This is a genomic window from Uniformispora flossi (assembly GCF_049534875.1).
GTDB classification, from domain to species: Bacteria; Actinomycetota; Actinomycetes; order Streptomycetales; family Streptomycetaceae; genus Yinghuangia; species Yinghuangia aomiensis.
Genome location: NZ_JBMULZ010000017.1, coordinates 16,920 through 39,425, shown reverse-complemented (window position 1 = coordinate 39,425; position 22,506 = coordinate 16,920). Strand labels below are relative to the sequence as shown.

Genomic DNA, 22,506 nt, shown 5'->3' with positions numbered 1-22,506 from the left:
GCCGTAGGAAAGGGGCCGGCGCGCCGAAACATCCGCACCGGCGGTGGCCCGCGGCGGTCCGGCGTGGCGCGCCGGGTTTCCCGATCCGCGCGCCGGACCCGCCAGTCAAATAAAATACGGGATACACAAAAATCGCAAGAGGGACTCGCGGGCGCCTCGACCGCCTTGCGGTCGAGCCCGGCCGACCCGCTGGATGAATCGTTTCATGCGCGCGGCGAAGCCGCGGCGCTCGCGCGTAGGCGATACGCAAACGACACCTTCCGGATCAGAGACTTCCCGAAAGTGCAAGCCCGACTACTAGCGCGCGCAAGCACGGGGGGCTACGCTCCCGCACACGGTCCTGAAAGTTAACGCGCTCGACATCTCCCCGGCCCGAATGAAACGGTTCACAGCTCACCGTGGCGGGTGTACCGGACCCCGGCGCCCATGTGTCCGCCCGATCCGGCCGGACATACCGGGGAGCCACCCCGGTCACCGTCCCGTCGGCACGCCCATCGCGGAGTCATCCATGTCCAAGAGCATCCCCCGTCCGTCCCGTATCCCGGGGCCGACGCCATGAGCGCGCGGAACGGCGCGCCGCCGCCGGACACGTCGGTCGCGGCCGGCCTGGCGGCCGGCCTGATCGACGCGGAGGCCGAGCGCCAAGCGCGTCAGGCCGAGTCGGCACGCGAGGTGCTGTTCGCCGACGAATTGCTCCCCGGGGTCGGCGACGAGCAGTTGTCGCTGCGCCAAGGGCTCGCCGCGGGGGGCACGGCGACGTTCGTGACCTTGACGGCACTCGCCGCGATGGACGAACTCGAATCCGCCGCGCTGGGCATCCTCGCCCCCGACATCCGCGACTCGTTCGGTCTGAGCGACGGCGCGATCGTCTTCATATCCGCCGCTTCCGGCGCCTTCCTCGTCCTCGGCGCCCTGCCGATGGGCTGGCTCGCCGACCGCTGCCGCCGCAGCCGAGTCATCGGGTGGGCCGGTGTCGCGTTCTCCGCGATGGTGTTCGCGTGCGGGCTCGCGGCCAACGCGTTCCTGTTCTTCCTCACCCGGTTCGGGGTGGGCGTGGCCAAGTCGAGCACGCTGCCGGTGCACGGCTCGCTGAACGCCGACACCTACCCGATCGGCGTGCGCGGGCGCCTGGCCACGATCAATGCCGGTGCCGCACGCATCGCCGGCGCGCTCAGCCCACTCGCGGTCGGCGGCATCGCCACGTTGGCCGGCGGTGACGACGGCTGGCGTTGGCCGTTCCTCCTGCTCGGCATTCCCGCCCTGCTGGTCGCCGTCTGGGCGTTCCGTCTCCCCGAGCCGCCGCGCGGACAGCACGAAATGAAGTCGGTGCTCGGAGAAGTCGTCGAGGACGTCGAGCCCATGCCGATCTCGGTGGAAGCGGCGTTCGCCCGGCTCATGCGGATCCGATCGATCAAGAACTCGATCACCGCGTTCTCCGCGCTCGGCTTCAGCATCTTCACCGGCGGGGTCCTGGCGAACCTGTGGGCCGAGGACCACTTCGGGATGTCGACGTTCCAACGCGGCCTCATGGGTTCGATCACGGGCGCGTCCTTGCTGCTGGCGCTCCCGTTCGTGGGCCCGCGGTACGACCGGCTCTACCGGCGTGATCCGGCACGGGCCCTGGCGCTCCTGGGCTACCTGATCCTGCCGGGGACCGTGCTGCTTCCCGTCCAGTGGTTCATGCCCAACGGGATCGCGTTCATGATCGCCGGTATCCCGGCGGCCGTGCTCTCGTCGGTGACCTTCGCGATGGTCGGTCCCGTGCTGTCCTCGGTGGTGCCGTACCGGCTCCGCGGGCTGGGCAGTGCGCTCTCCGCGATCTACATCTTCTTCATCGGCGCCACCGGCGGTGCGCTGGTGTCGGGGCTCATCAGCAACGCGTACGACGCACGCGTCGCGGTCCTGGTCGTCGGTATCCCGTCCACGCTCATCGGCGGGTTCCTGGTCGTCCGCGGTTCCTCCTTCATCAGGAACGACCTGTCCCTGGTCGTCCAAGAACTGCGCGAGGAACTGGACGAGCGAGACCGCCAGTTGCAGGACCCGGAGAACATCCCGGTGCTCCAGGTCAACAACATCGACTTCTCCTACGGCCATGTGCAGACCTTGTTCGACGTCGGGTTCGAACTGAAGCGCGGAGAGACCCTTGCCCTGCTGGGTACGAACGGCGCCGGCAAGTCGACGATCCTCAAGGTGATCTGCGGCCTGGGGACGCCGTCACGCGGCGTGGTCCGGCTCAACGGCCGCACCATCACCTACGTTTCCCCCGAGCGGCGCGGCGACTACGGCGTTCACCTGCTGCCCGGCGGCAAGGGCGTCTTCCCCGGCATGACCGTGCGGGAGAACCTGGAGGTCGCGGCGTTCCGCATGCGCCAGGAGCCGACCCGCCGCGACGAACGGTTCGCCTACGTTCTGGAGCTGTTCCCCGACCTGGCCGGCCGCCGCGACCAGCTCGCCGGTTCGCTCTCCGGCGGGCAGCAACAGATGCTCGCGTTGGCCATGGTGCTGATGTTCGAGCCCGAAGTACTGCTCATCGACGAACTGTCGCTCGGTCTTGCCCCCGTGGTGGTGCAGGACCTGCTGGCGGTCATCGAACGCCTCAAGGCGGACGGGCTCTCCATGGTCATCGTCGAACAGTCGCTGAACATCGCGCTTGCGATCGCCGACCGGGCCGTGTTCCTCGAGAAGGGCCAGGTCCGGTTCACGGGACCTGCTCGCGAACTGGCCGAACGCGACGACCTCGCACGTGCGGTCTTCCTCGGCCGGGAAGGCGGCTGACCCACATGCAAATGCCAACCACCCAGCTCCTGTTCGACGGCGCCGTCACCGGCATGGTCATCGGACTGCTCGCGATGGGCATCGTGCTCGTGCACCGCTCGTCGCGCGTCATCAACTTCGCGGTGGCGAACATGGGCCTGGTCGGGTCCGTACTGTTCGCCCTGCTGGTCGTGCGCTACCACGTTCCCTACTGGCTCGCGCTGCCGGTCGCCCTCGCCGCCGGTACGGCCTTCGGTGCCGTCGTCGATCTGGCCATCGTGCGCCGGCTGTTCGGCGCCCCCCGCGTGATCGTCCTGGTCGCCAGCATCGGTGTCGCCCAGCTCGCGCTCACTATCGTCACCGCTTATCCGGACCTCGACGACTACACCACCGAGAGCTATCCCCTCCCGTGGAGCGGGACGTGGTCTCCGTTCGACGGGTTGGAGGTCTCCGGCGCCCAGCTGAGCATTCTCGTCATGGTCCCGGCCGCGGCGCTGGCGCTGACCTGGTTCCTCGGCCGGACGATCCTCGGGAAGGCCGTCACGGCTTCCGCCGACAACCCCGAACTCGCCCGGCTCAAGGGCATCAGCCCGAAGCTCGTGTCGACCACGGTTTGGGCCTTGGCAGGTCTGCTGGGCACGCTGTGCCTGATCCTGATCTCCGCACAGAACAAGTCGCTGACGCAGATCACCACACTCGGACCCACGACGCTGCTGCGGGCCTTGGCGGCCGCCGTCATCGCGCGGATGGTGTCGTTCCGCATCGCTCTCGCGGCGGGCATGGGGCTGGGGCTCCTGCAAGCCTTCATCCAGTTCAACTGGCTCGACCAGCCCGGGCTGACCGACCTCGTCGTCCTGGTGGTCGTGCTGGTCGCGGTCTTCGCGGTCAGCCGCGGACGGGACACCGAAGCCTCGACGTTCTCGTTCGCGCCGCGGGTCCGCCCGGTGCCGGAGCGGCTGCGCGGGCTGTGGTGGGTGCGCAACCTGGAACGTTCCGGGCTGCTCCTGCTCGGGGTGATCGCCATCGTCGTTCCGCTCCTGGTCACCCAGCCTTCCCGGCATCTGCTGTACACGGTGATCCTCGGCTACGCGATCTGCGCGGCGTCCGTCACCCTCCTCACCGGGTGGGCAGGCCAACTCTCGCTCGGGCAAATGGCGTTCGCCGGGCTCGGAGCACTGACGGCCGCCGCGCTCAACCGCGGGCTGCGCATCGACGTCGGCGACACGACATACAGCTTCCGCGGACTGACGTTCCCGGCCGCGGTGATCGTGGCGTCACTGTTCACCGCGGCCCTGGCCGCCGTGGTGGGCGCGGGAGCCTTGCGGGTGCGCGGACTGCTGCTGGCCGTGAGCACCTTCGCGTTTGCCGTGGCGTGCGAGCAGTACCTGTACCGGCGCGACGTTTTCCACGACGAGGGAACCAGCACCGCGTCGTTCCCGCGGAGCACCGTGTTCGGCATCGACGTGTCGACGCAACGCGCTTACTACTACCTGGTCCTCGTCGTCCTCGTCGCCGTGCTCGCCGTCGTGGCCCGGCTACGCAAATCCGGCGTCGGCCGGACGACCATCGGAGTGCGGGACAACCCGGCCACCGCGGCCGCGTACACCGTGGGATCGGCGCACGTGAAGCTGCGGATGTTCGCCCTCGCCGGCGGGATCGCCGGCCTGGGCGGGGCGCTGCTGGCGGGTTCCGTGCAGTCCGTGCCCTACGCCGACAAGTACTTCCTGAGCCCCGACTCGCTCACGCTGGTCTCGATCGTGGTGATCGGCGGCCTCGGATCGGTGTCCGGATCCGTCCTCGGCGCGTTGTGGGTCATCGGCCTTCCCGCGCTGATGCCGGGCAACGAGCTCGTGCCACTGCTCACTTCCAGTCTGGGTCTGCTCATTCTGCTCCTGTACTTCCCCGGCGGACTGGTGCAGATCGGCTACAGCGCGCGAGACGCGCTGCTGGCCTGGGCCGACCGGAAACTGGCACCGGAGCCGACCCGCAAGGTGTCCCCGGCTCCGCCCAAGGCCCTGGTCCACGCCTCCCACGCACCGTTGCCCGCCGAAACACCGGTACTGGCCACATCGGACGTGCGGGTGCGCTTCGGCGGACGGGCCGCGGTCGACGGAGTGTCGCTGGAGGTCCGGCAGAACGAGATCGTCGGCCTCATCGGGACGAACGGCGCGGGCAAGTCCACGCTGATGAACGCGGTCGGCGGCTTCGTCCCGGCCACCGGAACGGTGCGTCTCCTGGGCCGCGATGTCGGCCGATCCGGGCCCGCGGACCGCGCCCGCCTCGGACTCGGACGCACCTTCCAGGCGGCCACCCTCTTTCCGGAGCTGACCGTCCGGGAAACCGTTCAGATCGCCTTGGAAGCGCGCGGCCGCACCGGCCTGCTGTCCACGGCCCTGCACCTGCCCCACACGTTCGTGCGCGAGCGCGCCAAGCGATCGGACGCCGACGATCTGATCGACTTCCTCGGGCTGGGCCGCTACGCCGACGCCTTCATCTCCGACTTGTCCACCGGCACCCGCCGCATCGTGGAACTCGCCGGCCTGTTGGCACTCGACGCGCGTCTGCTGTGCCTGGACGAGCCCACGGCGGGCGTCGCCCAGCGCGAGACCGAGGCGTTCGGCCCGCTCATCCAGGAGATCCGCCGCGAACTCGGCGCCTCCATGCTCGTCATCGAGCACGACATGCCGCTGATCATGGGCATCAGCGACCGCGTCTACTGCCTGGAAACCGGTCGCGTCATCGCGGCCGGAGAGCCGACCGCGGTCCGCAACGACCCCAAGGTCGTCGCCAGCTACCTCGGCACCGACGAACGCGCCATCGAGCGCAGCGGCGCCGCGCCGATCAGGACCGCAGGCGCCCCCTCCGACGAGGCCACGGCGTCCGCCTGACCGCACGTCCCCCGTCCGCCCCGAGTACCCGACCCGCAATCCGACCAGAAACGGACCTCGCATGACAACGCACCGTGCCAGACGCCGCACCGCCGTCCTGCTCGCCGCCGCAAGTGCCCTCGTCCTCGCCGGCTGCACCGCGGAGAAGAAGGACGACGCCGCGACCACCGGCTCGGGCGGGCCTGCCGCTCCCCCGGTGTCCAAGGCGGCCCCCGGTGTGACGGCGGACACCATCAAGATCGGCATCACCTACCCGGACCTCGATTCGGTCAAGCAGTTCGTCAGCATCGACCACGGTCCGTACGAAGCGGCCTACAACGCCCTGGTCAAGAAGATCAACGACGCGGGCGGCGTCAACGGGCGCAAGATCGTCCCGGTGTTCGGCAAGATCAATCTGATCTCCCCGGCGGCCGCACAGGAGACCTGCGTCAAGCTCACCCAGGATGAGAAGGTCTTCGCCGTCCTCGGCAACTTCAACGGCGACGAGCCGCTCTGCTATGTCCAGACCAACAAGACCATCGCCGTCGGCGGCCAGCTCACCGCCAAGCGCTACGCCCAAGCCCAGGCGCCGTGGTTCAGCGACCTCCGCGGGGGCGACGAAGTCGCGGACGGCATGGCGCTGTTCAACGCCGGCAACAGCCTGGCCGGCAAGAAGGTGGCGGTGCTCTCCAACGTCAACGAGCAAGGGGTCATGAAGGACACGGTGATCCCCGCTCTGCAGAAGCTGGGCGTGACTCCCGTCGAGACGGGCGTTCTCGACGCCCCCGCGATCGACGCGGCGGCCATCGGCCAGCAGACCGGGGTCTTCATCCAGAAGTTCCAGGCATCGGGTGCGGACACGGTCGTCGTCGTCGGCAGTATGGCCGCGTCGTTCCCCCAGGTGCTGGAGCAGACGAAGTACCGTCCGCGGCTGCTGTTCACGGATGTCCTCCAGGTCCAGGCCTACGCCAACGACAAGGGCAAGCACGACTACAGCACGTTGACCGACGCCGCGGCGCTGGGCCTGAACGCGCAGTGGGGCGACCCCGCGAATCAGGAGTGCATGACCACGATCGAGGCCGCCGTTCCCGAGATGAAGGGCAAGCTGACCGTGGACCCGGCCACCCTTCCGGCCGGGACTCCGACCCCGCAGGTCTCCGCGTCGGTGGCGTGCCGCAACCTGACGCTCTTCAAGGCCATCGCCGACAAGGCCGGCAAGGACCTCAACTACGAGACCTTCCAGAACGCGGGCTTCGGCCTCGGTTCCTTCCAGGACCCCGGGTACGCGGACAAGGCCACGTTCAGCCAGGCCGCACCGCACGGTGCGATCCCGGCACGGCTGTTCACGTACGACCCCGCGGCACGGAAGTTCACCGTCGCCACCTCCTGAGCACCGTCGGCGGCGCCGTCTCACCGAGGCGGCGCCGCCGGGGTTGTGCCCGAATGCCGGCCGACCCCGAGGACCCGTACGGAACTCGTCCCGCCCTTCCCGCGCGGGGCCGACAGGCGGTCGGACCGCGAAGCGACGATCAGCCCCCCGCGGTGGATTCGCGGACGACGAGGCGGGTTTCGGGGGCGTACCCCATCGGCGACAGCGAGCGGCCCTCCGCTTCGTGGAGCGCCACCTCGGCGAGGAAGCGCCCGGCGTGCACGGCATCCATACGAATGCTGGACAGGGAGGGCACGAACAACGATGCCAGCGGGCTGTCGTCGTGTCCGATGACGGCAAGCCCGCCGGGCACGGCAACACCGTCGCGCACGGCAGCACCCACGACGGCAGCGGCAATGTCGTCGTTGTAGGCGGCGACCCCGGTCACCCCGGCCTTACGCCACCGACGGACCGCTGCGGCGGCCGATCCGTCTCCGAGATCCACCGTCCGTACATCGGCCATCTCGATCCCGCGCGTGGCCGCCTGCGCCTCGACCGCCGCAGCCCGCGCCCGCACCAGGTCCCCGAGTCGCGGATCGCCCGCGGCCGCAAAGGCGATCTTGCGGTGCCCGAGTTCGGCGAGGTGATCCACTTGGAGTCTCGCGCCCTCACCGATACCCGGCGCATCCTCGAAGCGCACATGTGTGTCGGGTCCCGGCACGATCCGGGTGACGCCCGCCGCGCGCATCGACAGGACGTCCGCGGCTTGGAACGCCGTCCATCCGATCACCACATCGGGGCTCAGCGCCTCCCACAAGGGGCGGGCGACGCTCTCGGCCGAACGCGTCTGCGTGACCAGGGAGTAGCCGGCCTCGTCAAGGGTGCGCGAGGCTTCCTCCAGATATACGCGCATGCTGAACTCGGCGGGCCAGTCCGGCAGGATCAGGAGGATGACCCTGCTGCGCCCGCCGGCGAGCGCAGCGGCGGCCTTGTTGGGGCGATAGCCGAAGCGTGCCGCCGCTTCCCGTACTCGGGCACGCGTGGCCGCGGAGATCGTCTGCCCCGGAGTGTCGTTCAGGACGAATCCGACCGTGGCCCGGGAGACTCCGGCCTCGCGAGCGACATCGGCCGCGGTGACACGGCGGGTCGACGTCGGCTTCGGCATGGGGCTCCCCCTGGGATCGGCGCCGAGAGGCGACCTGCTCGGCGCTTGCGCGCGCTAGCTACACAGCATAACGTACCGAGCACCGTGAACTAGCGCGCGCTAGCAGTCGTGTGTCGCCCTCAGCGCCCAGGGCCCGAGACGGCTCCGACCGCAGGCGAAACCCACCTCATGGAAAGGACCCCGGGTGTCCGACGTCGACCTCGCATCCCTGGACCTCGAAACGAAGGCCTCGCTCCTCACCGGACGCGACTTCAGCACCACCAAACCCGCCGCCGACGCGGGCATTGCCCCGGTCACGCTTGTCGACGGTCCGCACGGCGTCCGGCCGCCGGACGCCGCGGCGGACCACTTGGCCATCAACGCGAGCCTGCCGGCCACCTGTTTCCCCCCGGCGGTCGCGGTGGGATCCAGCTGGGATCCGGACGTCGCCGCCCGCGTGGGCGCGGCCGTGGCGCTGGAGGCGCGGTCGTACGGGATCGACGTGGTCCTCGGGCCGGGCGTCAACATCAAGCGCTCACCGCTGTGCGGACGCAACTTCGAGTACTACTCGGAAGACCCGTTGCTCGCGGGTGTGCTCGCGACCGCACACGTCCGGGCCATGCAAGCAGCCGGCGCCGGCGCGTCCGTCAAGCACTTCGCGGCCAACAACCAGGAGCACGACCGGATGCGGGTCAGCGCCGATGTGGACGAACGGACGCTGCGCGAAATCTACTTCCCGGCGTTCGAGCGGGTGGTGACCGAGGCGCGTCCGGCGACCGTGATGTGCTCCTACAACCGGATCAACGGCGTACCGGCCTCGCAAAACCATTGGCTGCTGACCGAAGTCCTCCGTGACGAGTGGGGCTTCGACGGAGTCGTCGTGTCGGACTGGGGAGCGGTCCACGACCGGGTCGCGGCGCTCGCCGCGGGCCTGGACTTGGCGATGCCCTTCGACGGTGGAACGGGGGAACAGCAGGTAGCGGAAGCGGTACACGCGGGCACTCTGGACGAATCGACGGTCGACCGGAGCGTGCGACGGCTCGCGGCGCTCGCCCAACGGACGGCCTCGGCGAACGACGCGGCGGAGACGGCCGGGGACGGCGGGGACCACCATGCCTTGGCGCGCGAGCTGGCGGCCGAGTGCGTGGTGCTGCTGAAGAACGACAACGCCGTGCTGCCGCTCGCTCGCGCCGCATCCGTCGCGGTGATCGGTGATTTCGCCGCGGTCCCCCGCTTCCAAGGCGGTGGCAGTTCCCACATCAACGCGACCCGCTCCGAAGGCGCGTTGGAGGCGCTGACCGAGGCGGCCGCGGATGCGGGCCGCGTCACCTACGCCCGCGGCTTCGCCGTCACCGGTACTGCCGCCCCCGACCCCGGCGTGCTGCTCACCGAAGCCGTCGCCCTGGCCCGCGGCGCGGACGTGGCCGTGGTGTTCGCGGGCCTCGCCGAGGCCGACGAGTCCGAGGGGTACGACCGCGAGACGCTGGACCTGCCGCCGGAACAGGTCGCCGTAATCCGCGCGGTCGCGGCGGCGGCTCCCCGTACCGTGGTGGTGCTGTCGAACGGCGGCGTCGTTTCCCTGGAAGGCTGGCACGACGAGGTGGACGCGATCGTCGAAGGCTGGCTGCTCGGCCAGGCCGGCGGCGGCGCCCTCGCCGACGTGCTCTACGGGGTGGTGAACCCGTCCGGCCACCTCGCGGAAACCGTCCCGGTGCGGCTCCAGGACAATCCGAGCTACCTGAACTTCCCGGGCGAGCAGGGCCATGTCCGCTACGGCGAGGGCGTCATGGTGGGCTACCGCTACTACACCAGCATCGACCTGCCGGTCCGCTACGCGTTCGGGCACGGGCTGAGCTACACCACCTTCGAGACCGGCGATCTCCGCGTCGCGTTGACGGGCGATGACACGGTGACCGTCACCGCCACGGTCACCAACACCGGTCCGCGGGACGGCAAGCACGTCGTCCAGGTGTACGTCGCCACGGACGCCGGGCCGGTCCGCCGCCCCACCCGCGAGCTTCGCGCCTTCACCAAGATCGCGGTACCCGCCGGGGCTTCCCGGACGGTCGAACTCATGCTGGACCGCCGCGCTTTCGCGTACTACGACGTCGCCGAGAAGGGCTGGGTCGTCGCGGGCGGCGAATACCGCGTCCAGATCGGCAACAGCGCCGTCGACATCGTCGCGGAAGCCGCGCTCACCCTGACCGGCGACGTCATCGCCCGTCCGCTGTCGCTCGACTCCACCGTCAGCGACTGGTTCACGCATCCCGTCGTCGGTCCCGAGCTCGTCACCCGTCTCAGCGCCGGGATGCCGGAGCAGACCCCCGAGCAGGCGGAGGAGAACGCCCGCATGATGCGCATGGTCGATTCCATGACGATGCGGCAGTTCATGGCCTTCATCAGCCCTGTCGTCACCGTGGCACACATGGACGACCTGATCAGGCTGTCGCACGGCGGTGCCGAAGGCTGAAGCACGGCAGTCGTGCCGGCCCCGAGCAGGCTGCCGCGCTCCGGCGAGGGGGCGGCAGCCTGCTTATGCGCCTACCGTCGAAAGCCGATGCGGTCGAACAGCACGACGCCGTCGCCGACGGTCTGGATGCCCGTGACCCGCGGATCGAAGACGACCGCGTTCACCGCCTCCTGGTAGACCCAGAACGGCAGGTCTTGGTTGAGCTGGATCTGGACGCGGGTGTAGGCCTCGCGGCGCGCTTCGAGGTCGGTCGTCCGACGGGCGGCGCGTCTCCGACGCGTCGTGGCGCCACGCCGCGGACGGGGGCAGGCACGAGAGCGATGCACGATTTCGCCTCACCGAGGATCGAAGGGAATGCGCAGCGCATGAAACGATTCATGCGGTGGCGATCGCGCGCGCCGGAGTCCCCCGCTTCGGCGACGCGCGCTGGAAGGGGGCTCAGCGTAGAGGCTTGAACTGAGCGATGCCAGGTTTTCTTACCCGGCATCGCGGGCGCCGCGCGCGACCCGTGGATCAAACCTTGCCTTGCTTGGTTTTATCGCCTAGCGTCACCACGGATCGAAACGTTTCAACTCGCACGCCGACGCCCCGCCGCCGAGCCCGATCCGATGGGCCCGCACACGAGACCGCACGCGGGGCAGACTCGGTCGTAGCCGCGGATGCCGAGGAGCACCATGACGCAACCCACCCTCCCGACGATCACCGTGGAGCCGGTGGCCTTCGAGCATGTGCGCGACGGCCTCGGCATCGGTCGGCCGTCCCCGCGGCTGTCCTGGATCACCCGGACCGACGCACCGGAGTGGCGCCAGCACGCCGGCGAAATCCAGCTTGTCGCCGCGGACGGGGCGCCCCTCGACACGGTCGTGAGCCGTTCCGACGCATCCGTACTGGTGCCGTGGCCGTTTGCCCCGCTCGCGTCGCGCGCACGCGCCGGAGTCCGCGTGCGGGTCGCCGGCACGGACACACCGGAGGCGTGGTCCGCCTGGAGCGACATCGCCTGGGTGGAAGCCGGGCTGCTGGACCGAAGCGATTGGACCGCGTGCTTCGTCGCCCCCGACACGGAGGAAGACCTCGGCCAGGACAATCCGTGCCCGGTCGTGCAGCGCGACTTCGTCATTCCCGGCCCCGTACGCTCCGCCCGGCTGTACGCGAGCGCGCTGGGCGTCTACGAGGCCGCGCTCAACGGGGTGCGCGTCGGCGACGACGTCCTTGCTCCCGGATGGACGCCCTACGACAAGCGGCTGCGCTACCAGACCTACGACGTCACCGCGCTGCTCACCACCGGCACCAACCGCCTCTCGGCGACCCTCGCCGACGGCTGGTACCGCGGGCGCCTCGGCTTCGAGGGCAAGCGCGCGCTCTACGGCGAGCGGTTGGCACTACTGGCGCAGCTGGAGGTCACCTGCGAGGACGGGACGGTCCTTGTCGTCGCCACCGCCGACGACGGTACCTGGCGCGCGGCCGACGGCCCGATCCGCCGGTCCAGCCTCTACGACGGCGAGACCCACGACGCCCGGGCCGTCCCCGAAGCCTGGCACGGCGTGCGCGCAGTCGACTTCGACCTGGCCCGCCTGAGTGCCCCGAGCGGTCCCCCGGTCCGCCGCACCGAGGAGCTGGCACCGGTCGCGGTGTCCGTCTCCTCCTCGGGCGCGACCATCCTCGACTTCGGCCAGAACCTCGTCGGCCGGCTGCGCATCACTGTCGACGGCGACGCCGGTCGGGAAGTGGTGCTGCGGCATGCCGAGGTCCTCCAGGACGGCGAACTGGCGACGGGCCCGCTGCGCACCGCCGAAGCCACCGACCGGTACATCCTGCGCGGCGGCGGCCCGGAGATCTGGGAGCCCCGCTTCACGTTCCACGGCTTCCGGTATGCCGAAATCACGGGCTGGCCGGGCGAATTCGACCCCGCTGACGTGCGCGCCGTGGTCATCCACTCGGACATGACCCGCACCGGCCACTTCACGTGCTCCGACGACCTGGTGAATCGCCTGCACGAGAATGCCGTGTGGAGCATGCGAGGGAACTTCCTCGACGTGCCCACCGACTGCCCGCAGCGCGACGAACGCCTCGGCTGGACCGGCGACATCCAGGCGTTCGCACCGACCGCGTGCCAGTTGTACGACGGCGCCGGGTTCCTGGAGTCGTGGCTCACCGACCTGGCGCTGGAGCAGGGCGACGACGGCACCGTACCGTTCATCGTCCCGAGCGCCGCCGCCTCCGGGTCCGGCATTCCGACGGCCGCGTGGGGGGATGCCGCCACGATCGTGCCGTGGACGCTTTACCTCCGTTACGGCGACGCGGGCGTACTCCACGCGCAATTTGCCAGCATGCGCGGTTGGGTCGACAAGGTCGCGGAGTTGGCCGGGCCGGACCTGCTGTGGAACACCGGGTTCCAGTTCGGCGACTGGCTGGACCCGAGTGCGCCGCCGGAGCAGCCCCAGGCGGGCAAGACGCCTCCGGACGTGGTCGCCACCGCCTACTTCGCCCGCTCCGCGGACATCGTCGCGAAGGCTGCCCAGGTGCTCGGCCGTGACGAGGACGCGGCCCGTTACGGCGAACTCGCGGCTCGCGTGCGCGCCGCGTTCCAGGCCGAATACACGACGGCCAACGGCCGCGTCATCCCCGATGCCCAGACCGCCTACGCACTGGCGCTCCAGTTCGACCTGCTCCCCCACGCCGGGCAGCGCGCCCGGGCCGCGGACCGCTTGGCGGCCCTGCTCCGCGAGAACGGTCACCGCATCGGCACCGGTTTCGTCGGCACGCCGCTGATGTGCGACGCCCTGGCCGACAACGGCCACCTGGACGCCGCCTATCGTCTGCTGCTCCAGCAGGAGTGCCCCTCCTGGCTGTACGCCGTCACCCAGGGCGCCACGACGATCTGGGAGCGCTGGGACAGCCTCCGACCGGACGGAACGCTCAACCCCGGCGGCATGACATCGTTCAACCACTACGCATTCGGTGCCGTCGTCGACTGGCTCTACCGCACGGTCGCGGGCCTGGACGCCGCGGAACCCGGGTACCGCCGCCTGCGCATCGCCCCGCGCCCGGGCGGAGGCCTCACTCACGCCCATGCGGACCTGCGTACCCCGTACGGAAAAGCGTCCGTGTCCTGGGAGCAGAGCGACGATGTGGTGGCGGTAACGGCCGTCGTACCGCCCAACACCTCTGCGGACGTCGAACTCCCCGACGGTCGAAGGCTGGTCGTCGGCTCGGGACGTCACACGTGGTCGGCCGCATTCCTCTCCGGCGGGACGCCGGTGGCGCTGACCGTCGACACTCCGATGTCACAGATGCTCGACCACCCGGAAGCCTTGGACGTCCTGCGCGAGACACTGACCCGCCACTGGCCCGAGGCCGCGGCGCACATGGACACCGAGTCCACCGGAAGCGCCGGGTACGCGGAGGTCAGCCCCCGCCAACTGGCGGCGTTCTTCGCGGAGGGCGACGTGTGGCTCGCCGAACTCCAGGAGCGCCTCGGCGTCCTGTGAATGGCACGAGTCCGCCGGGCGACCGGACTGCCTGCCGGACCCCATGCCGACGACATTGCAGGTCAGTCCGAGTACGCCCAGCCCGCCACGTATGCCCGCCCTCCGCGTGCCACCGACCGCCCGCATCTCGCGGGCGGCCTCGTTGCTCGGTGTGCGGCTCCGTGGGCAACGACCGACCGCCGCGTCTCGCGGGCCCAAGATTCGCGAGAGCACGGGGTGGTCGCGTCGGGTGCCGGCGCTCCGGAGGATCAGGGGGCTTCCCGGCGGCGCCGGTCGCTGCTCCGCCGCAGGTGGTCGATGTGGGCGGTGTAGGTGTCGATGCGGGCGCCGAGGTCCTGATGGTCCGGTTCGAGGTGGGGGCGGGTCGCGGTCAGGGGGTCGAGGAGGTGCGCGGGGTCGTCGTGGCCGAGGGCGGCGGCGAGTTCGGCCTGCGGCTTGCGCGCCTGGGCAGTGAGGTCGTCGAGGGCGGTGACCTGTCCGGCGAGGGTGCGCAGTGCGGCGGCGTGTTCGCGGGCCCACGCGGTGACGGCGCGGTCGGCTGCGCGGCGGTCGCGGGTGGCCTGGACACGCTCGTCGCCGGTGGTGCCGGGGGCGCCGCCGGGGCGTAGGCGCAGGTAGCGGCGTTCGGCGGCTTGGCGGCTGGTGACGCCGAGGGGTTCGGCGAGCGCGGCCCAGCTGGCGCCGGCGTGGCGTGCGTCCTCGATCAGGTCGGGTTCCCAGGTGGCGAGGCGGGCGCGCAGCTCGCGCAGCAGGACCAGCGCGGCGAGGGCGTCGTCGGCCTCGGGTACGGGATCCGGCGCCGAGGCGGGCCGTTCGGGCGTGGCGTGGTCGGCTGCGTCGTGCCGGGCCGCGGTGACCGCGGTGTCGATGGCGCGGAGCGCGGCAGCGGCCGCCAGGAAGCGGACCCGGGGCTCGACGCCCCGGGGATGGTCGGTGGGATTCACCTGTTCACCTGCTTTTCCCTCAGTCATCGTTCGGGTGACTTCATCGTTTGTCATCGTTACGACGACATGTTACAACAGTGGTGAGGTGAAATCACGGGCGCGGCCCCGGCCCCGGACGGGCCCGCCGCGCCGGAACGACACGGAGGTGACTTGCGATGCTGATGCGCACCGACCCGTTCCGCGAGCTGGACCGGATCACCCGGGACGTGTTCGGAGTGACCGGGACCTGGTCGCGACCGTCCGCGATGCCGATGGACGCCTACCGCGCGGGCGACGAGTACGTGGTCGCGTTCGACCTGCCCGGTGTCACGCCCGAGGCGATCGACATCGACGTCGAGCGGAACATGCTGACCGTGCGGGCCGAGCGCCGTCCGCTGCCGGGCATCGAGGATGCCCAGGCGGAGCTGTCCGAGCGGCCGTTGGGAGTGTTCTCCCGGCAGGTCATGCTCGCCGACACGCTCGACACCAACGCCATCAAGGCGGACTACGACGCCGGGGTGCTGACGCTCCGCATCCCCATCGCGGAGCGCGCCAAGCCCCGCAAGATCGCCATCACCCACGGCGGTACGGACCGCAAGCAGATCAAGGCATGACATGACGCTCCGGGTGCGCGCACCGGCCCCCCCTTCCCGGGGCGCGCACCCGGCGCACGGGGTCGCACGCCCCGGCTGCGCCCCTTCCCCGTCCGAACCCTCCGGGAGCCTGCCGCATGCTCGCCCTCGAACACCCCCGGCACCGCGGCGGCCCGTCGCGGGGCAGCGGGCGACCGGACGTTCCCGTGCAGGCGACCGCCGCCCGCCGCACGGTCGTCCGGGCCGACGGCGAAATAGACATCGCCACCGCCGACGCCCTGCGCGACCGCCTGTGCGCCGCGCTGACCGAACACGCCGAGGTCGCGGCCGACATGTCGGCCGTCACTTTCATCGACTGCGCCGGCCTGCGCGCCCTCCTGGCGGCGCGCGCCTTCGCCGACCGGCACGGCCGGCACCTCGTCGTGCACGACCCCAGCCGACCCGTGCAGCGCCTGCTCACGTGGACCCGGCTCGACCCACACCTGCGGACCACCCGATGAACGACGCACACACCCCGCCGCAGCGCGTCGCCGCCGACGAACGCGTCCGGCTCGAACGCCGCATCGACGAGGCGTTCGCCGACGTGCTGCGGCGCCTCGACGACCTCGCCCGCCGTACCGAGAGCAGGTTCGCCGAACTCCAAGCCCGGGCCGCCGAACTCACCGCGCACTTCGACGCCCGCGCGGCCCGGATCCTGGAAACACTGCCGCCACCCCCCGACGCACCGCAACCACCCCCACCGGCGGCGCCGCCCCGCCCTTCGTACCCACCGCCCAGGCACCCCGCCCACCCGGCACCCGCCACCGGCGCCGGCGCCGGAAGACATCGCCAACCGGCGTGAGGAGACCACCCGTCGACCCGCGCCAGAACGGACCAGGCCATGAACTGGGAGACCTTCCTCGACCAGGTCAAAGACCGTGGCGAATACCCCAGCCGCCGCGAGGCCGAACGCGCGATCCGCACCGTCCTCGCGCTGCTGGGCGCCCACCTGGTCGGCACCGAACGCGCCGACCTCGCCGCCCGGCTACCCGAGACCTGCGCACTCGTGCTCCTCAACCCCATGCACGCCTCCGAACCCCTCGACCCCGAACGGTTCGTCCGCGCCACCGCCGCCTGGATCGACGGCGCGACCGAGAAGACCGCCGCCTGGGACGTCAGCGCCGTCCTCAGCACCGCCGCCGATGCCGCAGGCGACGAACTCATGCGCCGTATCCTGCTGCAACTTCCCCCCGGCTACGACCTGCTCTTCGGACACCCCCAGCCCGTGTGAACGAGGCACACCGCCGCGTGAACACGGGCTGTCGCTGCGGTGGCCGCGAGCGGACCCCGACGGGTACGTCCGCGGGCACCGCGTTTCGGGCCCGGCCGGCGCAATCGACGGGGGTCCTCGGTGAGCAACCGGGCCCAGACACGCAGGTGGCCGGCCGCGGGCTCGTTTGGCGTGGTCACGGTGAGCGTTCCCTGCGGGCTTCGTCGCTGCGGCCGGGCTTGGTCTTCGCGGCGTTGAGCAGGGCCAGGAACGCGTCGAAGTCGATGGAGCCGGAGCCTTGGTCGTAGGTGTCCAGCAGGTGCCGGGCACCCGCCGCTTCCGCGGTGCGGCCGAGCCGTTTGAGCGCGGCCATCAGGCCTTCGGCATCCAGGAACCCGTCGTGGTCGGTGTCGTACCGCTGGAACACGTCGAAGTAGCGGACACGGTCGTCGTGGCTCATCGGTCGGCCTCCTCACTGCCCCGTCCGCCACCCGGTGCGCATGCCCCCGCCCCCGCTTCGGGCTCGGTGGCCGGCTGCCCTTCCAGCATTACGCGTCCCGCGGACCGGTCAAACCGCCGGTGGCAAGCACGAAGGCCGACCGGCATGCCGCGCCGCAGTCGGTCTCGACACCGGGACGATTGCGGGGTGCTTCGGGAGTGCGCCTCATCAGAGCTCGATGACACAGGGTCGCAACCGTCGATCAACCGCGCCGCGGCGGCGGAGGTGGCATCCCGGCAAAAATCGAACTATCGTTCGACAGAGAGACGGCTATATCGGACATCCGGGGGTGACGGAGCGGAGGTGTGCAGTGGTCGGTTTCGCGCACCTGCACGTGGCCTCCGGGTACTCCGCCCGCTACGGCGCCTCCCATCCCGAGGACCTCGCCGCACGAGCCGCGGAACGCGGCGTCGAGGCGCTCGCGTTGACCGACCGGGACACGGTTGCCGGGGCGGTGCGGTTCGCCGGCGCCTGCGCCCGGGCCGGGGTGCGGCCCATGTTCGGCGTCGATGTCGCCGTCGCGCCGCTGGTGCCGGAGCAATCCCGGCCCGGGCGGCGCCGTACGCCGGCCCGCGGCGGGGCGCATGTCACGGAGCCGCCGCTGCGGGTGGTCTTGCTGGCGCGGGACAGGGCCGGGTGGGCGCGGTTGTGCCGGCTGGTGTCCGCGGCCCATGCCTCCGGAGGCCTGCCCGTGGTGCCGTGGACGGCGCTGCGCGAGCACGCCGGTCCCGGCCTGTTCGTGCTGCTCGGTCCTACGTCCGAACCCGGTCGGGCCCTCACCGCGGAACGCCCGGACACCGCCGAGCAGCTGCTGCGCCCGTGGCGGGAGCTGTTCGGTGACGGTGTGCGGCTGGAGGCCGTGTACTACGGGCTGACCGGAACCGGCCCGGGGTCGTTGCGACTGGCCGCGCGCACGCTGCAGCTCGCCGACCGGACGGGGGTCCCGGCGGTGCTCACCAACGCAGTCCGGTACGCCGACCCCGGTCAGCACAAGATCGCCGACGTGCTCGACGCGGCGCGGCTGCTGCGGCCGATCCGGTGGCACCGGCACTGGCTGGACTGCGGGGAACGGTGGCTGAAGCCCGCCGACGCGATGGCCGCCGCGGCCGCCCGGATCGCCGAGGCAGCCGGCTGCGCGCCGGACCGCGCCGCCGGTCTGCTGCGCGAGACCTCGGCAACCGCGGACGCCTGCCGCGTCGCCCCGGAACAGGATCTCGGGATCGGAAGCACGCACCTGCCCGAACCGTCCGTGGTCGGCGCCCGCGACCTCGCCGCGGCGGCGCGGCTGCTGCGCGGCCGGTGCGAGGCCGGCCTGGTGCGCCGCGGCCTGGACGGCGACCCGGCCGCGGCCGTGCGGCTGGACCAGGAGCTGGCGGTGATCTCCAAGCTCGGCGTCGACGCGTACTTCCTGACCGTCGGCCAAGTCGCCGCGGACATCCGGGACATGGGAATCCGGGTGGCGGCGCGCGGATCGGCGGCCGGGTCCATGGTCTGCCACGTCCTCGACGTCGCCACCGCCAACCCGCTCGACCACGGGCTGTTGTTCGAACGGTTCTTCTCCGAACGGCGCACCGCGCTGCCGGACATCGACATCGACGTGGAGTCCGCCCGGCGTCTGGAGGTCTACGACCGGATCTTCGAGCGGTTCGGCGCCGAGCGGGTCGCGGTCACCGCGATGCCCGAGACCTACCGGGCCCGCCACGCCCTGCGCGACACCGGCCTCGCGCTCGGCCTCCTTCCCGCGGACATCGACCGGATCGCCAAGGCCTTCCCGCACATCCGCGCCCGCGAGATCCCCGCCGCTCTCACCGAACTGCCCGAGCTGCGCGGCGTGGCTGCCGAGGCCGGCCGGTTCGGGCCGTTGTTCACCCTCGCCGCGCAGCTGGACGCGCTGCCGCGGGGGATGGCGATGCACCCGTGCGGGGTCATCATCACCGACAGCACGCTGTTGGACCGGCTGCCCGTCCAGCCCACCCCCGGCGGCCGGTACCCGATGGTCCAGGCCGCGAAGGAGGAGGTCGAAGCGCTCGGCCTGATCAAGCTCGACGTGCTCGGGGTGCGGATGCAGTCCGCGATGGCGCACGCCGTCGCCGAGATCGAACGCACCACCGGCGAAACCATCGACCTCGACGACGACCACCAGGTGCCCCTCGACGACTTCTTCGCCTTCCAGCTGATCCAGGCGTCCGACACCATCGGCATGTTCCAACTCGAATCCCCGGGCCAGCAGGACCTGCTGAGCCGGCTGCAGCCGCGCGGCGTCCAGGACGTCATCGCCGACATCTCCCTGTTCCGACCCGGCCCGGTCGCCGGCGGCATGCCCGAGCAGTACATCGCCGCCCGCCACGGCAAAGCCCCTACCTACGCCCACCCCGACCTCGAGGCGGTCCTCGCCGACACCTACGGCGTCACCATCTGGCACGAGCAGATCATGGGCCTGATCGCCACGCTGACCGGCTGCGACCTCGCACTTGCCGACGTCGCACGCCGCGCACTCGGCGACCGCGAACGCGCCCCGCAACTACGCGACTGGTTCCACCACAAAGCAGCCGCCCGCGGCTACACCGCCGACGTCCGCGACGAGGTGTGGCGGATCGTCGAAGCGTTCGGCGCCTACGGGTTCTGCCGCGCCCACGCCGTCGCGTTCGCCGTCCCCGCCCTGCAGTCCGCCTGGCTCAAAGCCCACCACCCCGCGGCCCTGTACGCCGGCTTGCTGGAACACGACCCGGGAATGTGGCCCAAACGCGTCATCGTCGCGGACGCCCGCCGCCACCACGTCCAAGTCCTGCCCGTCGACGTCAACCGCTCCGCCCCCACCCACACCATCGAACAGGCCGACGACGGCACCTGGGCCGTCCGCCTCGCCCTCTCCGCCGTCCGCGGCATCACCGAAGAACAGTGCACCCGCATCGCCGACGGCCAGCCCTACACCTCCCTGACCGACCTGTGGCAACGCGCCCGCCCCGCCCTCCCCACCGCCGAACACCTCGCCACCATCGGCGCCTTCGACTCCCTCCACGACGGACGCACCAGCCGCCGCGACCTCCTCCTCCAACTCGGCGAACTCCACCGCCGCGACCGCCGCGTCGGCGACGGCCAAATCCCCCTCGAAGACCCGCAACTCGACGCCACCCAGCCGAGCGGACTCCCCGACATGACCGCCCGCGAAGCCCTCGGAGCCGAACTCCACGTCCTCGGCATCGACGTCACCCGCCACCTCATGGAGCACCACTACCGCCTTCTCCGCGAAATCGGCGCCGTCGACGCGGCCAACCTCACCCACCGCCGCCCCGGCGAAACCGTCCTCGTCGCCGGCATCCGCGCCTCCACCCAGACCCCGCCCATCGCCTCCGGCAAACGCGTCATCTTCGTCACCCTCGAAGACGGGTCCGGCCTCGTCGACCTCGCGTTCTTCGAGGACAGCCATGCCGCGTGCGCCCACACCGTCTTCCACTCGGGACTGCTCCTGGTCCGCGGCACCGTCCAAGCCCGCGGCCGCCGACGCACCGTCGTCGGCACCATGGCCTGGGACCTCGACCACATCGCCGCCGTGCGGCGCGACCACGGACCCGCCGCAGCCCTCGAACTCCTCGGCGCCCCCGGCCCCGCACCCACCCCCGCCCAGCCCCGACGCGTCCTCCTCCACCCCACCGGAGCACGCCAACACCCCTACGCCGACCTCCAAGCACCCGGCACCCGATCCGCGGACCTGTCCCGATACGGCCACACCAGCCCTGGAAGCCCGGGCTGACGACGTCCCCGCACGGGGTACCTGCGCGGCGGCCCGCGCTCCGACGATGCGCGCGACACTGCGCCGCGGTCAGCCCGCGACCGCCGACCCCTGCCATCAGCGCGCAGCAGTGCGGCAATCGGCGCCATGGCCTGGTGTGTCCTCCACGACGGGGCACCGCTCGTTTGGAGGTGACGCGCGCGGGCTTCCTGCGGGGCTGTCGAGTTCGGGGCGAGCGCCGGGTCGCCTTGCCGCGCCGCTACGCCGGCAACCCGTGCACCGGGGACACTTCGCGCAGGTGGACAAGCACGTCGAACGCGGCGGGCAGGCGGGCGACGGCGAGGTGTTCGGACGCGTCCCGGGAAGGGTCGTAGACGCCGCTGATGACCCGTGCCTTCATCGGCCCATCCCATCCGCCGTCGCGCAGGTCGAGCCAGTGGGCGGCCCGGTCCGTGGCGCCGAGGCGGGCGTCGAGCCAGTCGGGGGCGGGCTCCGGGACCTGGAAGGGCCCGAGGTCACCATGGTGGAAGCCGATCGCCGCAGAGACGTAACGCGTGCCGTAGTGCGCGCGCAGCACACTGCCGACCGTGGGCTGGAAGCCTCGTTGCGGGGCCAGGCCCAGCGTCGCCGGCGCCGCCGAGGTGTGCGCGATGCCGTCCCAGTAGGCGACGCGGTGCCCTGTGCGGTGCTGGTGGTCGACGATCGTGTCGGCCCACGTCCGCGCGTCGCCGGCGTAGTTGTCGCGTCCCGCGACGCTGCGCTGGTGGAAGTCCACGATGAGGCGCATGCGTTCCAGGCCGGCGCCGCCGCCGGGCAGCTGCCGGACGATCGCGAGTGCGTCGCGGGCGTGGTCGGCGAACGGACGGCCCGGGTGCAGGCCTCTCGCCCGCTGCACGTGCTCGTCGATCTCGTGTGCGCTACGGATCGGGTCCAGGTGCCCGGCCACTTCGGCGAGCCGGTGCGGTGCGGCACGGCGGACGTGCTCCACCACGACGTCGTAGTCGGCCGGTTGCGCCTGGGCGGGCTTCACCCCGAAGATCCGGACCGGGTCGTCCGGATGGTCCCGGTTGAAAGCGCGGATCCACTCCAGCGCCGCGGCCATCTCCGCGGTGCGCCAGGGCCGCCAGGCGCCGGCAAGGGCGGATCGCCCCGTGCCCGTACCGCCGGTGACGTACGCGTCGAGTGCCGCACCCGCCGAGGCGCTGTCCTGGACGGCAAGCGCACGGAAGCCGTGCGTGCGGACGAGGCGGCGGAATAGCCGGTCGCGCACCTCGAAGGTCTCATGAGCGAATCTCGTCGACTCGCCGAGTCCGGCGACGGTCGCGCCGGCGGCGATCGCGGCGGCCAGCTCGTCGTACGCCGTCTCGGTCGTCAACGTGGTCATGCCGAATCCCCCTCGCGGAAGCCGAACTTGGTCGTG

At 71.3% G+C, this 22,506-nt stretch carries 15 protein-coding genes; 10 read left to right on the top strand and 5 right to left on the bottom strand.

Annotated features, from left to right (window positions below):
* Nucleotides 1–555 precede the first annotated feature (555 nt).
* The 3 genes from ACPA54_RS29775 (at nucleotide 556) to ACPA54_RS29765 (ending at nucleotide 7,011) form a co-directional block, all read left to right on the top strand.
* Nucleotides 556–2,775, top strand: a complete 2,220-nt coding sequence (locus ACPA54_RS29775) for an ATP-binding protein (RefSeq protein WP_423534487.1) — start codon at nucleotides 556–558, stop codon at nucleotides 2,773–2,775.
* Between the two features lie 11 nt (nucleotides 2,776–2,786).
* Nucleotides 2,787–5,642, top strand: a complete 2,856-nt coding sequence (locus tag ACPA54_RS29770) for an ABC transporter permease subunit (RefSeq protein ID WP_423534486.1) — start codon at nucleotides 2,787–2,789, stop codon at nucleotides 5,640–5,642.
* 61 nt (nucleotides 5,643–5,703) lie between these two features.
* Complete coding sequence (locus ACPA54_RS29765) at nucleotides 5,704–7,011, top strand: ABC transporter substrate-binding protein (RefSeq protein ID WP_423534485.1); 1,308 nt, start codon at nucleotides 5,704–5,706, stop codon at nucleotides 7,009–7,011.
* 139 nt (nucleotides 7,012–7,150) lie between these two features.
* Here ACPA54_RS29765 and ACPA54_RS29760 read toward each other — a convergent pair whose 3' ends face one another.
* Complete coding sequence (locus ACPA54_RS29760; RefSeq protein ID WP_423534484.1) at nucleotides 7,151–8,155, bottom strand: LacI family DNA-binding transcriptional regulator; 1,005 nt, start codon at nucleotides 8,153–8,155, stop codon at nucleotides 7,151–7,153.
* A gap of 184 nt (nucleotides 8,156–8,339) precedes the next feature.
* Between ACPA54_RS29760 and ACPA54_RS29755 the strand changes: the two genes are divergently transcribed.
* The gene (locus ACPA54_RS29755) at nucleotides 8,340–10,604 is read left to right on the top strand and encodes a glycoside hydrolase family 3 C-terminal domain-containing protein (RefSeq protein ID WP_423534483.1); all 2,265 of its coding nucleotides are present in this window, start codon (nucleotides 8,340–8,342) and stop codon (nucleotides 10,602–10,604) included.
* A 71-nt stretch (nucleotides 10,605–10,675) separates the two neighbouring features.
* Here the strand turns inward: ACPA54_RS29755 and ACPA54_RS29750 are convergent, their stop codons facing one another.
* The gene (locus ACPA54_RS29750) at nucleotides 10,676–10,930 is read right to left on the bottom strand and encodes a hypothetical protein (RefSeq protein WP_423534482.1); all 255 of its coding nucleotides are present in this window, start codon (nucleotides 10,928–10,930) and stop codon (nucleotides 10,676–10,678) included.
* Nucleotides 10,931–11,278: 348 nt separating this feature from the next.
* Here ACPA54_RS29750 and ACPA54_RS29745 point away from each other — a divergent pair, with 348 nt between their 5' ends.
* Nucleotides 11,279–14,092 carry a family 78 glycoside hydrolase catalytic domain gene (locus tag ACPA54_RS29745; protein WP_423534481.1) on the top strand — a complete coding sequence of 938 codons (2,814 nt, stop codon included), beginning with the start codon at nucleotides 11,279–11,281 and terminating at the stop codon, nucleotides 14,090–14,092.
* A gap of 248 nt (nucleotides 14,093–14,340) precedes the next feature.
* On the opposite strand, the gene ACPA54_RS29740 is transcribed toward ACPA54_RS29745, so the two are convergent.
* Nucleotides 14,341–15,036, bottom strand: a complete 696-nt coding sequence (locus ACPA54_RS29740; protein WP_423534480.1) for a type III effector protein — start codon at nucleotides 15,034–15,036, stop codon at nucleotides 14,341–14,343.
* 155 nt (nucleotides 15,037–15,191) lie between these two features.
* Between ACPA54_RS29740 and ACPA54_RS29735 the strand changes: the two genes are divergently transcribed.
* The 4 genes from ACPA54_RS29735 (at nucleotide 15,192) to ACPA54_RS29720 (ending at nucleotide 16,878) form a co-directional block, all read left to right on the top strand.
* Nucleotides 15,192–15,629, top strand: a complete 438-nt coding sequence (locus ACPA54_RS29735; protein WP_423534479.1) for an Hsp20/alpha crystallin family protein — start codon at nucleotides 15,192–15,194, stop codon at nucleotides 15,627–15,629.
* Nucleotides 15,630–15,745: 116 nt separating this feature from the next.
* Nucleotides 15,746–16,108 (top strand): STAS domain-containing protein, encoded by a 363-nt coding sequence (locus ACPA54_RS29730; RefSeq protein ID WP_423534478.1) that lies wholly within the window; start codon nucleotides 15,746–15,748, stop codon nucleotides 16,106–16,108.
* Nucleotides 16,105–16,449, top strand: coding sequence for a hypothetical protein (locus tag ACPA54_RS29725; protein WP_423534477.1), 345 nt, complete (start codon nucleotides 16,105–16,107; stop codon nucleotides 16,447–16,449). Before ACPA54_RS29730 ends, ACPA54_RS29725 begins: the two co-directional genes overlap by 4 nt.
* A gap of 39 nt (nucleotides 16,450–16,488) precedes the next feature.
* On the top strand, nucleotides 16,489–16,878 hold the full coding sequence (locus ACPA54_RS29720; protein ID WP_423534476.1) for a DUF2267 domain-containing protein: 390 nt from the start codon (nucleotides 16,489–16,491) through the stop codon (nucleotides 16,876–16,878).
* A gap of 175 nt (nucleotides 16,879–17,053) precedes the next feature.
* Here the strand turns inward: ACPA54_RS29720 and ACPA54_RS29715 are convergent, their stop codons facing one another.
* Nucleotides 17,054–17,317, bottom strand: a complete 264-nt coding sequence (locus ACPA54_RS29715; protein WP_423534475.1) for an EF-hand domain-containing protein — start codon at nucleotides 17,315–17,317, stop codon at nucleotides 17,054–17,056.
* 349 nt (nucleotides 17,318–17,666) lie between these two features.
* Here ACPA54_RS29715 and ACPA54_RS29710 point away from each other — a divergent pair, with 349 nt between their 5' ends.
* Nucleotides 17,667–21,107: a DNA polymerase III subunit alpha gene (locus ACPA54_RS29710; RefSeq protein ID WP_423534474.1), complete on the top strand. Its 3,441-nt coding sequence runs from the start codon at nucleotides 17,667–17,669 to the stop codon at nucleotides 21,105–21,107.
* Between the two features lie 238 nt (nucleotides 21,108–21,345).
* Here ACPA54_RS29710 and ACPA54_RS29705 read toward each other — a convergent pair whose 3' ends face one another.
* Nucleotides 21,346–22,470: an erythromycin esterase family protein gene (locus tag ACPA54_RS29705; RefSeq protein WP_423534473.1), complete on the bottom strand. Its 1,125-nt coding sequence runs from the start codon at nucleotides 22,468–22,470 to the stop codon at nucleotides 21,346–21,348.
* Nucleotides 22,471–22,506: the final 36 nt, after the last annotated feature.

Coding starts and splice junctions, on each gene's coding strand:
- ACPA54_RS29705 (WP_423534473.1), bottom strand. CDS start 22,470: ATGACCACGTTGACGACCGAGACGGCGTACGACGAGCTGGCCGCCGCG.
- ACPA54_RS29765 (WP_423534485.1), top strand. CDS start 5,704: ATGACAACGCACCGTGCCAGACGCCGCACCGCCGTCCTGCTCGCCGCC.
- ACPA54_RS29760 (WP_423534484.1), bottom strand. CDS start 8,155: ATGCCGAAGCCGACGTCGACCCGCCGTGTCACCGCGGCCGATGTCGCT.
- ACPA54_RS29720 (WP_423534476.1), top strand. CDS start 16,489: ATGAACTGGGAGACCTTCCTCGACCAGGTCAAAGACCGTGGCGAATAC.
- ACPA54_RS29745 (WP_423534481.1), top strand. CDS start 11,279: ATGACGCAACCCACCCTCCCGACGATCACCGTGGAGCCGGTGGCCTTC.
- ACPA54_RS29715 (WP_423534475.1), bottom strand. CDS start 17,317: ATGAGCCACGACGACCGTGTCCGCTACTTCGACGTGTTCCAGCGGTAC.
- ACPA54_RS29770 (WP_423534486.1), top strand. CDS start 2,787: ATGCCAACCACCCAGCTCCTGTTCGACGGCGCCGTCACCGGCATGGTC.
- ACPA54_RS29730 (WP_423534478.1), top strand. CDS start 15,746: ATGCTCGCCCTCGAACACCCCCGGCACCGCGGCGGCCCGTCGCGGGGC.
- ACPA54_RS29775 (WP_423534487.1), top strand. CDS start 556: ATGAGCGCGCGGAACGGCGCGCCGCCGCCGGACACGTCGGTCGCGGCC.
- ACPA54_RS29735 (WP_423534479.1), top strand. CDS start 15,192: ATGCTGATGCGCACCGACCCGTTCCGCGAGCTGGACCGGATCACCCGG.
- ACPA54_RS29725 (WP_423534477.1), top strand. CDS start 16,105: ATGAACGACGCACACACCCCGCCGCAGCGCGTCGCCGCCGACGAACGC.